Raw genomic sequence first — 11553 nt, 5'->3', positions numbered from 1 at the left:
GGAAACACCATGAACTACAAGACGCTGACCCTGACCCTGCTGCTTGGCCTTGCCACCCACACCAGCCTGCAGGCCGAGGAGATGATGAACCATGCCGGCCACGACATGGGCCAGATGGAAGGCATGAACGAGATGGCGATGACCCAGGGGGTCATCAGCCGCATCGACGCGGCCAACGGCAAGGTCGGCATCAAGCACGAGGCGATCGACAACCTCAAGATGCCCGCGATGACCATGGTCTTTCGGGTGGCCGATCCGGCCCTGCTCCAGGATCTGAAGGTGGGGGATGCGGTCCGCTTTCACGCCGAGAACCCGGCCGGCAAACTCACCGTGACCGCCATCCAGAAACAGTAAGCGGAGTCATTTCAATAAAAGACGGCGGGATCATCCCGCCGTTTTCTTTTACTGCGCTATCTACTGCACCATCCGCTACTGCACTATCCGCCGAGCGGCCTCCTCAGCCGTTCGGATAAGCCTGAGCGATATTCGCCTGAGCTATCCCGAGCAACTGAACAGACATGTCCTGCAGCACATAGAGGTCGCGGCGACGGGTCCAGGGTTGATCGGATTGCTCGTCATACCAGACGGGCAGTTCGATCCCCTCCGGGGCATGGCTCGTCACCTTGCGGGCACGGCAGGTGATGATGCAGCGTTTGACGTGGTCGCGGTGACCAATGACGGCCGCCGTGCCGAGGCTGGCCGGGTCTTGATCCTGGGTGTGCTCCTCAATAATCTTTTTAACCACATCATCCGTGCTCAGATAGATAAGCTTGCCAGCGTCATCCCAGTAAGGCTCGATGGGGATGATATCCGTGGTTGGAATATCCCCATAAGTTTTAGAGTCCAGGAAGCGGGCGATCTCCCACTGTACGTACATGGGCACCGGCTTTTGCCGATAGAGAGCCGCGCAGCAGGCGGCCAGCGCCTCGTTCATGGGGCCGGGCTCGGCCAGTGCATCCGGGTTGCCCGAGGCGTTGGGGCGGTTGCCAAAGGCAAAGGCGATGACGCAGTTGACGCTGTCGATGGCGACCCGGGACGGGGTCATGTTGAAGCAGGCCTCCTCGATGAAGGGGGCCAGCTGGCGGGCCGTCTGCTCGTCGTGCAGCTCGGTGTTCAGCCGGTCGGTCAGGGTGGTGCGAAAATCCGCCGTACTCCCCTGGCTGTCATTGCTGCTGTTGCAACCGGCCAGGGTGGCGATCAGGGGGGTACTCAACAGCCCCAGGGTCACTCTGCGTCTGTGCTTGTCCATAACGACTCCTTTGTTGATGTCCACGGCTGAAAATCAACCCGTTGGAGTCCATACCGTACGGAAAAAACAGGGGGATAAAAGTCAGAAAGGGAGGCAGAGGGGAGGAACGTGCAGCGCCTCACACTTCCCGGGCCATTCGCAAGCAAGCCCTTTTGATTCAATTGCTTGGCGTATCAAAAAAACAGGGCGCAGGGGGAAACCCGCCTGCGCTCCGTCACTGCTGCACCATCAGCCGCGGATATGGTCGATAAAGGCATCGATCTGTTCGCGGCCGCAGGCCGGGTTCATGAAGACCGCCTTCTCCCCGGCGATGTAGGAGTACTTGCCGCGGGCGTCATAGTCGGAGTGAGCGATGGCCTCCACCCAGTTGGTGTAGAGCCCCACCTTGCCGCGCCCGGTAAACAGGCTGCGGTGGTAGTCGGTGTTGCGCTGCAAGCGCGCCTTGTAGGCCGCATCCGGGCTGCGCGCCAGCTCGAAGGCAAACTCGGCGTCGGGGTCCTGTACCCACTCGGGGTTGTAGATCTTGAAGCCCACGCTCGGCCCCTGGTTCTCTTGGGCCACCAGTTTGACGTTGCCGAGCTGGCTTAACCGGAAGCGGAAGTAGTTGGCGTTTTGCAGGCAGTGGGCCAGCACGGTGCGATAGCCCTCCACCCCCAGGTAGTTGAGCGCCGCATAGGCACCGAACAGGCCGCTCGCCCCGCGAGAGCACTCGATGGTGGACTGCAGGTGGGTCTGGCCCTGAATATCCCGCTCAAAGTAGGAGAAGTTCTCCGGGTCGTTCTCCATCGCCTTGAGGTCGTCCTGCTCCTTGATCATCACCAGGCTGGAGGTGTAGGGCACATAGCCCCACTTCTGGAAGTCGACGGTGAAGGAGTCGGCGTATTTGAGCTCGGCAAAGCGGCTCACATTGCGCTCGATCCCCGCCAGGGTGGCGCTGTTGATGGCCAGCGGGTTGGCGGCAAAGTCGTAGTCCAGGAAGAAGATCATCGACCAGCCGATGGCGGCGTCGACGTGGATGTGCGGCTTGACCACCACCTCGAACCGCTCGCAGAGGCGATCCCGCAGCTCGACCACGGGTTTCACCTGGTCCACCCCGAAGGTGTCGGTGGTGCCCATGGTGAGCATGATGGTGGGCACCACGTGCTTGAGAGCGAAGCAGGCAGTCAGGGTGCGTTCCAGGTGGTCAAGGTCGATGTCGTTGTTCTCGCCAACCTGGATGCGGATGGTCTTGTTCTCGATGTCGACCCCGAGCAGGGAGAGGTTGGTGATGTTGGAGTAGTGGCCGCCCTGGGAGTTGATGATGCGGTAGTCCTGATAGTGGCCGAGCCCCTTGTGCTTGGCCTCCGGCAGGCTCTTGCGGATGCCGAGCAGGTAGCCGTAGAGGTTACAGAAGGTGCCGCCCTGGGTGAAGATGCCGGTGGCGCGGGCCGGATCGTAACCTGCCAGCAGTGCTATCTGGCGCACCACCTTCTTCTCCAGCTCCTCGGCTACCCCGGCATACTCGGAGTAGACCAGGTTGGGGTTGGCGAGAATGCCCATCTGGGCGCCGTAGATGGCGGGATCCGCCGACATGGTGATGACGTTCTCGACGCTGGAGGGGTTCTCCCAGTCTTTGGACAAGGCGCCGGCAAACAGCAGCTCGGCCATGGGCTCGCACGGGGTACGCATGGTGGCCGGCACCGGCATGGTCTCGCACAAGTCGGCGAGGCGGGCGCGGCCATCGGGCCAGGCATTGAGCCGCGCGTCCGGGGCCAGGCCACGGGCGCGAAACTCGTTGAGGGTGGCAAAACCGGGTTCACGAAAGACCGGCCAGAGATCGGGGTTGCGCGAGAAGAAGTTGGCTTTGACTGTGGCAAAACGACGTTCGAATTCGGGGTGGATGGCGTTGACGCCTTCATCTTTCAAATAGACCAAGTCACTCATTTTTATACCATTAGTACAGCAAATGTGCAGTCCTTATACCCCCGGGTCGCCGTTTGAAACAGCGACAATATCTAATGGCCTCCCCTACTTTTTGTCATGCATGAGGGCGGACGGCGGCTGGCAAAAAGGCGCCTTTCGGGCGCCTCTTTTGATTTTGTGATCCACCCGCCCCATCGGCGAGAAAAACGTCAGCGCAGCGCCGCCAGCAACCAGCGAGAGAGCGCCTCCAGCTCAGCCTCGCGGGCAGGAAACTCGCTGCGCCACTGGCGCAGCAAGGCGTCGAGGGCATCGGCGCGGTAGGCCGTACCGGGCAACCGCGCGGCCAGCGCATCGAGCGGCGCCGGATCCAGGCTGTCGCTGAAGATCTGCGCCCGCCCGATCACCCCTTTCTCCACGTCGAAGTGCAGCTCCACCCCGCCCCAGCCGAAGCGCTCGTCCAGCTGATGACTGAATGCAGGCGCATGGCCGAAGTTCCACTCCCAGCTGCGCTGGCGGGCGAAGGTGTCGGCAAAGCCGGGCAGGTCGGGCATCTGCGCGGGGGAGATATGCTCAGGCAGCACCCGCTCGCCGTAATGGCTGAAGAAAGCCTCCTGCAGCGCCTCGCTCACCTGTGGGTGATCGATGCCCGGCAGCAGCTCGCAGAGGTTGGCCACCCGGCTGCGCACCGAGCTGATGCCCTTGGCCGCCAACTTCTTCGGGTCGGGATTGAGGTAGTTGGCGAGCCGGCCGAGGTCGGCGTCCAGCAGCAGGGTGCCGTGGTGAAAGCCGCGATCATGGGTCTCCCGATAGGCCGAGCCAGACACCTTGCGCTCTCCGTCCGGGGTCGCCACCAGCAGATCGTTGCGCCCGGAGGCAAAGGCCTCGACCCCGAGCCGCGTGAGCGCGTCCAGCACGATGGCGGTGGAGATACTCTTGTCGTACTCCGGCTTGCCCGCCATGAAGGTGAAGCAGCTGTTGCCAAGGTCGTGAAACACGGCGCCGCCACCGCTGCTGCGCCTGGCCAGGGTCACCCCGTCCTCCTCCATGCGGCGGGTGTTGCACTCCTTCCAGGGATTCTGGGCCCGGCCGATCACTACAGTATTGGCGTTGCGCCACAGGAACAGCACCCGCTGGTTCGGATCCATCTGACGGAAGATGCACTCCTCCACCGCCAGGTTGAACAGAGGGTCGTGAGAGTCGGACAGCAACAGACGCAATCGGGACATGAGAAGGCCTCATCGGGATGGAAGAGTCGCTATCATAACACCCGGGTCGACAGGATCCGGCCCCCTTCTGCCTGTTTCGGCTCGTTACTGACTGATAACGCAACAAATGAAAGGTCGACACAATCTGACAGCAACATAAATGTATCCGTTGATACGGCGACACAGGCTGACGCATTGCGCTGAAAATTAAGTAATCACTCACTGATATTGAGGTAAACGGCTGGCAAATACGATTAAAATGCGACCGTTTTTATTGGTCATATGGCTCCGTAATTATTCGCATAATTGCCAAAAATACCGAGCAGGAAAGCCAAATGTGATGAGTGACACAGAAATCTTTTTTTCTGTTACGCATCCCCCATTCCAACGCCCTTTCGCCCCCTTGCGGGCAACAAGGAATTGTTTGACTCTAGGACTGACCCCCGTCTCCCGAGAGGAATGAGTATGAGTGTCGTAAATTCCTCCCTTCATCGCCTGCTCCGGTATCTGCCCATGCTTGGTTCAGCGATGTTTTGCACCCTTTTCTCCCTGCCATCCAAGGCGGTGGACAAGATAGTGGTGCAACTGCCCTGGCAACATCAGTTCCAGTTTGCCGGTTATTACGCGGCCCAGGCCAGAGGCTTCTATCGAGATGCCGGGCTGGATGTCACCCTGCGACCCGCCGTCACCGGCACCAATGTGGTCAACGAGGTGATGTCGGGCAATGCCCAGTACGGGGTCAGCGGCAGCGATCTGCTGCTGGCGCGCGCCAGTGGCCAGCAGGTCGTGGTGCTGGCCTCCATGCTGCAGCATTCCCCGCTGGTGCTGCTCACCCTGGAGCGGCCCGACATTCGCCAACCGGCGGATCTGGCGGGCAAACGGCTGATGCTGGAGCCCGGCTCCCAGGAGCTGCAGATCTACCTCAATCGTCATGCCCCGCCGGGCAGCTGGAGCAAGCTGCCCTATGAACAGGGGCTGAAGGCGCTGCTCGCCGGCCAGGTGGACGCCATCAGTGCTTACAGCACCACCGAGCCCTTCTATCTGGCCCGGATGGGGATCCCCTATCGGGTGTTCTCCCCCCGCAGCATCGACTTCGATTTCTACGGTGACAACCTGTTCACCTCGGAGCGCGAGCTGAACAACCGGCCGGAGCGGGTCTACGCCTTTCAGCAGGCGAGCCTCAAGGGGTGGCGCTATGCCATGGAAAACCCGGCCGAGATGATCAACTGGATCATGGAGCAGTACCCGAGCGGTTATGGCCGCGAGCAGTTGGAGTTCGAAGCCAGCGCCACCCGGGAACTGATGCAGCCAGATCTGGTCGAGCCCGGTTACATGCAGCCGGAGCGCTGGCAGCAGATCGCCAAAAGCTACCTCGAGGCAGGCCTGCTCTCGGCCCTGCCCGACCTCGAACACTTCCTCTACAACCCGGATCGAGAGCGGATCCGCCAGCAGCGCCAGCTGCTCGACAAGAGCGTGGCGGTAGCCATGCTGGTGACCTTCTCCCTGCTGACCCTGCTCGGCATCTTCTGCTACCTCTACCTGCGCCTGCGCCAGGAGGCGCGCGACCGCCAGCGGCTCACCCGCGAGCTGGCCCAGAGCGAGCAGCACTACCGCTTCGTGGCGGAGAACAGCGCTGACGTGATCTGGACCATGGACACCGCCACCCTGCGCTTTCGCTACGTCAGCCCGGCCATCTTGCCGCTCAGCGGTTACGAGGCGATCGACGTGCTGACCCTCCCCATCAGGCAGCTTATTCCGGAGACATCCAGAAAGCAGCTGCGCGCCGAGCTGAGCGGTTCCCTCGCCGCCTGGCAACGCGGCGATCACGAGCAGACCCGCTGCGTCATTCGTACCCAGCTGCGTCACAAAGAGGGACATCTGGTGGCCACCGAAACGGTCACCACCCTGCACGGCAACGAGCAAGGGGAGCCGGAGGCGATCCTGGGGGTGACCCGTGACATCACCGAGCGGGCCGCCCGCGAGGAGATGATGCGCCGGCTCGCCTTCTACGATCCCCTCACCAACCTGCCCAACCGCCGACTGCTGCAGCAGCGGTTGAAGGAAGCCATGGAGGGCGAAGCGCAGCTGGCCCTGCTGTTCATCGATCTCGACCACTTCAAGCCGATCAACGACACCTTCGGCCACGAGACCGGCGACGTGCTGCTCAACATGGTGGCGGAGCGGATGCGCCACTGCGTGCGGGAGCGGGATCTGGTGGCACGGCTGGGAGGGGACGAATTCGTGATCCTGCTGCCCGACACCGGGGACGAGGCGCTGGCGGTGGCCGACCATCTGCACCAGAGCCTGCGCCATCCGTTTCGCATCGACGAGGAGCAGGAGCTGCGCATCTCCAGCAGCATAGGGGTGGCGCTCTATCCGGAGCACGGCACCGATCCCAAGACCCTGATGCACCACGCCGATCAGGCCATGTATCAGGCCAAGGGCAGAGGGCGGGGCCGGGTCTGTCTGTTCACCGCCGGACTGGATCCGGAGCAGGGCTCGCTGGTGTGGCAGAGCAGCCACGAATGCGGCCATCCCCGCATCGATGCCGAACATCGCCAGCTGTTCGTGCTGACCAACCGGCTGCTGGAACACATGAAGGATCACCAGGAGCACCCGGCCCTGTTCCTGGAGTGCATGGAGAGCCTGTTCGATGTGGCCCGCCACCACTTCGCCTTTGAAGAGCAGATGCTGGCCGAACTCGGCTATCCGGAGCTGGCCAGCCACCAGCAAGACCACCAGCTGTTGCTGCAAAAAGCCAGCCAGCTGATGACCGCCGCTAGGGCGGGCACCCTGGGCAACGACGAGTTGCTCAACTTCATCATTCAGGAGCTGGTCGTCGGCCACATGAGCCAAGCCGACCGGCGCTACTTCCCGCTGATGAAAGGACGCTGACCCAGCGCCCCAGCCACCTGAACGTGTGAAACGAGAAGGGCCACCCAAGTGGCCCTTCTGTCATTGTGCGCCCGGCTGGTCTGCCGCGATCGCGACTCCAGGGCGCGACATCAGGCTGTAGTAGAGCAGCGGGATCACCACCAGGGTGAGCAAGGTGGAGACCAGGATCCCGAAAATCAGGCTGATGGCCAGCCCGTTGAAGATGGGATCATCGAGGATGAACAGGGCCCCGATCATCGCCGCCAGCGCCGTCAGCATGATGGGTTTGGCCCGCACCTGCGCCGCTTCGATCACCGCCAGCTCGAACGCCACTCCGGCGCTGCGCTGCTGTTCGATAAAGTCCACCAGCAGGATGCTGTTGCGCACTATGATCCCGGCGAGCGCAATCATCCCGATCATCGAGGTGGCGGTAAACTGGGCCCCCAGCAGGGCGTGGCCCGGCATCACCCCGATAAGGGTGAGCGGAATGGGCGCCATGATGATGAGCGGCACCAGATAGGAGCGGAACTGGGCCACCACCAGCAGGTAGATGAGGATCATCCCCACCCCGTAGGCAATCCCCATGTCGCGGAAGGTCTCATAGGTGATTTTCCACTCCCCGTCCCACAACAGCGCCACCTCACCCAGCTTGTCGGGCTGCTGCACGTAATACTGGGGCAGCTCGATATCGGCGCCAGCGGCAAACATGCCGTAGAGCGGGCTGTCGGTATGGCCGCCCATGTCGGCCACCACCATCACCATGGGCTGCATGTTCTTGTGCATGATATAGCTGGGAGCCAGCTCATCACGGCGACTCACCAACTCGGATACCCGCACCAGCTGGCCGCTCTGGCTGCGCACCTTGAGCGCCAGCACACCCGCCAGATCCCGCTTGTCACCGGGGGCCAGTTCGATGCGGATCGGTACCGGATACTTGGCCCCCTGACCATGGAACCAGCTGGCATCCTGATAGCCCACGCCCCCGTTGAGGGTCGCTACCAGATCCCCGAGATCGACCCCGAGCAGGGCCGCCTTGCTGCGGTCCAGCACCAGCCGCCACTTGGGCTGCGGGTCGGTCAGATAGATATCCACGTCCACCAGATCCGCCGTCGCCACAAAACGGGCTTGTACGGCGCGCGCGGCCGCCTCGCGGGCGGCCTGAGTCGGGCCATACACCTCGGCGACAATGGGTGACCAGACCGGCGGGCCGGGCGGCACCTCAACGACTTTCAGGTTGCCCCCCACCGCGCTGGCGATGGCCTGCAGCGGCGCCCGTACCGACTGGGCAATCTGGTGGCTGCTACGATGGCGCTCATGCTTGTCCACCAGATTGACCTGAATATCCCCCACGTTGGCGCCGCTGTGAATAAAGTAGTGGCGCACCAGCCCATTGAAGTTGATGGGGGCGGCGGTGCCGGCGTAGATCTGGTAATCCTTCACCTCGGGCACCCTGGCAAGCTCCCGCCCGACCGCCAGCAGGGTGCGTTCGGTCTGCTCCAGCGTCGCCCCCTCCGGCATGTCGAGCACCAGCTGGAATTCCGACTTGTTGTCGAAGGGGAGCATCTTGAGCACCACCCACTGCACCATGGGCATGGCGGCAGCGCCCGCCACCAACAACAGGATGGCCAGCCAGAGTTTGCGTCTGGATTTCTTGGCACCGTCACCGATCAGGAAAGGGGTCATCAGCCGCTGAAAGAGGCCGGCCCTGGCCTCACCGTGGGCGACATGTTCCTCGCTCCTGAGCAGGTGGCTCGCCAGCCAGGGGGAGAAGATAAAGGCCACCAGCAGGGAGATAAGCATCCCCATGCTGGCATTGATGGGGATGGGACTCATGTAGGGGCCCATCAGGCCGCTGACAAAGGCCATCGGCAGCAGGGCCGCGATCACGGTCAGGGTCGCCAGTATGGTCGGCCCCCCCACCTCGTCCACCGCCCCCGGAATCAGATCCTTGAGCGACCCCCTGCCCAAACCGCGATGGCGGTGAATGTTCTCCACCACGACTATGGCGTCATCCACCAGAATGCCGATGGAGAAGATCAGCGCAAACAGCGACACCCGGTTGAGGGTAAAACCCCACGCCCAGCTGGCAAACAGGGTCAGTGCCAGGGTAATAACGATGGCCACACCCACCACCAGCGCCTCGCGCCAGCCCATGCTCACCAGCACCAGCAGCACCACCGCCGTGGTGGCAAAAATCAGCTTGCCGATCAGGGTGTTGGATTTGGTCTCGGCGGTAACGCCGTAGTCACGGGTCACCGTCACCTCGACGCCGACAGGGATGAGTCGATTCTTGAGGCTCTCGACCCGCGCTTCCACCCGCTTGGCCACCTCGACCGCGTTCTGGCCGGGCTGCTTGCCGATGGCCAGGGTCACCGCCGGATAACTGCGATCCCCCTGCCCCATCCAGCTGCACTGTACCGGGGTCTCCTCCCCGAGCGCCACGCTCGCCACATCACCAAGGTAAACCGGCTTGCCGCCCTGCAACCCCACCACCAGCTCGCGGGCCTCCTGCTCGCTTTGCAGGAACTGCCCCACCTGCACCTTGATCTCCCGATTGTCCTGCACCACGGCCTGCTCGCTACCCACCTGATTGGCGGCCGCAAGCCGCTGGTTCAGCTCGCCCCAGCTGATGCCATGGGCGCTGAGGGCCGCCGGATCCGGCATCACCCGCAGCACGGCACGCTGGCTGCCCAGACTGTAGATATCGCGGGTGCCGGGCAGTCGCTTGAGCTCGGTCTCCAGCTCGTGGGCAACCCGGGTCAGCTCGGCGGCGCCCAGTTGCTTTTGCCACTCCTTGCTCCACAGGGTGAGGCTGACGATGGGGACATCGTCGATCCCCCGGGGTTTCACCAATGGCTGGCCGACTCCAATACCCTGTGGCAGCCAGTCGCGGTTGGAGTCGAGCTGGTTGTTGAGAGCGACAATGGCCTGCTCGCGGCTCACCCCCACCTTGAACACCACCACCAGCAAGGCGCCATCAGGGCGAGAGAAAGAGTAGAGGGTATCGACCCCCTTGATTTGGGAGACCACCTGCTCGGCAGGGGTGGTGACGAGAGACTCCACCTCTGCCGGGGTGGCTCCCGGGAAGGGAATATAGACATCGGCGAAGGTGACATCGATCTGCGGCTCCTCCTCCTTGGGGGTCACCAGCACCGCAAACAGACCGAGCAACAGCCCCACCAGCGCCAGCAGCGGGGTGATGGCCGAGCCCTGAAACAGCGCAGCCAGTCGGCCCGCTGGCCCCAGCCTGCCTTTATTGCCGTCAACATCCTTACTCATGGGCCACCGCCTGCTGGCGAGCCCAGCCATCCGCCGCGACCTGATCGCCACTCTGGACGCCAGCCAGAATGTCGCACTGCGCCCCCTGACAGTGACCCACCCGCACCGGCGTCAGCGCCCAGCCATCCCCCTGTTTGAGGTAGAGACCGCTGAACTCACCCTGCCTGAGCAGGGCCTGCTCCGGCACCTGCAACACCTGACGTTCACCCTGCTTGAGCTGCACCTTGAGCCACATGCCGGGCAGCACCCCCGCGGTTTGCGGCGGCAAGTCGAGGCGCAGCCTGAAGGCGTGGCTCTGGCTGTCGGCATAGTTGAAACGGGTCAGTTTGAGGGGGGTAACGGTGTTGCCATCCGGCAGCAGCACCTGCACATCCGCTGGCTGACTGGCGAGTGCGAGCGCAGATTGGGGCAGATCTACCTCCACTCGCAGCGCATCAAGAGAGAAGCCGGAGAGCAGCGGCGTACCCGGGGCGACAGTCTCCCCCAGCTCCACCAGCCGTTTGGTCACCACTCCGGCGTAGGGGGCCAGAATGCGGGTATAGCCGTAGGCCTCGCGGGCCTGAGTGAGGGCAGCATCGGCGGCGTTCACCTCGGCGCGGGCAGCCCGGTCAGTCGCCTGGGCACTGTCGAGCTGGGCGCGGGTGATAACCCCTTTGGCGATCAGCGCCTGAAAGCGGGCAAGCTGGCGCTCTGCCTCCACCTGCTGGGCCTGTGCCCGCGCCAGTCGCGCTTGGGCACCCGTGACGGCGGCAAACTGCTCCTTGCCGCTGATCTCCAGCAGGGGCTGCCCGGCGACGACCTCATCGTTCACATCCACCAGCATACGGGAGACCCGGCCGCTGGTCTGGGCCGCCACCGTCCCCTGATGGATGGCACTCACGGTGCCATCCAGGGTGAGCCAGTCGGTCACCTGACGGGGAGTCAGGATCAGGATCGCATCGCCAGTCGCCTCGGCAGACCATGTTATCGGAGAGACAAGAGCGGAGACCACGGCCAGCATGGTGGCCCCCAGCAAGCGGATCTGTTCCATGATATTCCTCCTTC

7 protein-coding genes are annotated in these 11553 nt (G+C 63.1%); 2 read left to right on the top strand and 5 right to left on the bottom strand.

Annotated features, from left to right (window positions below):
- The first annotated feature begins 9 nt into the window (after window positions 1-9).
- Window positions 10-354: a copper-binding protein gene (locus C2U40_RS05775; RefSeq protein ID WP_181014936.1), complete on the top strand. Its 345-nt coding sequence runs from the start codon at window positions 10-12 to the stop codon at window positions 352-354.
- A 103-nt stretch (window positions 355-457) separates the two neighbouring features.
- Here the strand turns inward: C2U40_RS05775 and C2U40_RS05770 are convergent, their stop codons facing one another.
- From C2U40_RS05770 to C2U40_RS05760, 3 genes are all read right to left on the bottom strand, one after another.
- Window positions 458-1249 carry a hypothetical protein gene (locus C2U40_RS05770; RefSeq protein ID WP_103828880.1) on the bottom strand — a complete coding sequence of 264 codons (792 nt, stop codon included), beginning with the start codon at window positions 1247-1249 and terminating at the stop codon, window positions 458-460.
- 228 nt (window positions 1250-1477) lie between these two features.
- Window positions 1478-3172, bottom strand: a complete 1695-nt coding sequence (locus C2U40_RS05765; RefSeq protein ID WP_103828881.1) for a pyridoxal phosphate-dependent decarboxylase family protein — start codon at window positions 3170-3172, stop codon at window positions 1478-1480.
- Window positions 3173-3360: 188 nt separating this feature from the next.
- Window positions 3361-4377, bottom strand: a complete 1017-nt coding sequence (locus C2U40_RS05760; RefSeq protein WP_103828883.1) for a lipoate--protein ligase A — start codon at window positions 4375-4377, stop codon at window positions 3361-3363.
- Window positions 4378-4821: 444 nt separating this feature from the next.
- Here C2U40_RS05760 and C2U40_RS05755 point away from each other — a divergent pair, with 444 nt between their 5' ends.
- Entirely contained in the window at window positions 4822-7251 is a 2430-nt protein-coding gene (locus C2U40_RS05755) for a diguanylate cyclase domain-containing protein (protein WP_103828884.1), read from the top strand.
- Window positions 7252-7311: 60 nt separating this feature from the next.
- Here the strand turns inward: C2U40_RS05755 and C2U40_RS05750 are convergent, their stop codons facing one another.
- Together C2U40_RS05750 and C2U40_RS05745 are read right to left on the bottom strand one after the other, a co-directional pair.
- Window positions 7312-10509 (bottom strand): efflux RND transporter permease subunit, encoded by a 3198-nt coding sequence (locus tag C2U40_RS05750; RefSeq protein ID WP_103828885.1) that lies wholly within the window; start codon window positions 10507-10509, stop codon window positions 7312-7314.
- The gene (locus tag C2U40_RS05745) at window positions 10502-11539 is read right to left on the bottom strand and encodes an efflux RND transporter periplasmic adaptor subunit (protein WP_103828886.1); all 1038 of its coding nucleotides are present in this window, start codon (window positions 11537-11539) and stop codon (window positions 10502-10504) included. Before C2U40_RS05745 ends, C2U40_RS05750 begins: the two co-directional genes overlap by 8 nt.
- Window positions 11540-11553: the final 14 nt, after the last annotated feature.

The organism is Aeromonas sp. ASNIH4, assembly GCF_002934425.1.
GTDB classification, from domain to species: Bacteria; Pseudomonadota; Gammaproteobacteria; order Enterobacterales; family Aeromonadaceae; genus Aeromonas; species Aeromonas hydrophila.
Note: the sequence above shows the minus strand (reverse complement) of the source record. Positions and strands in the feature narration are given on the sequence as shown.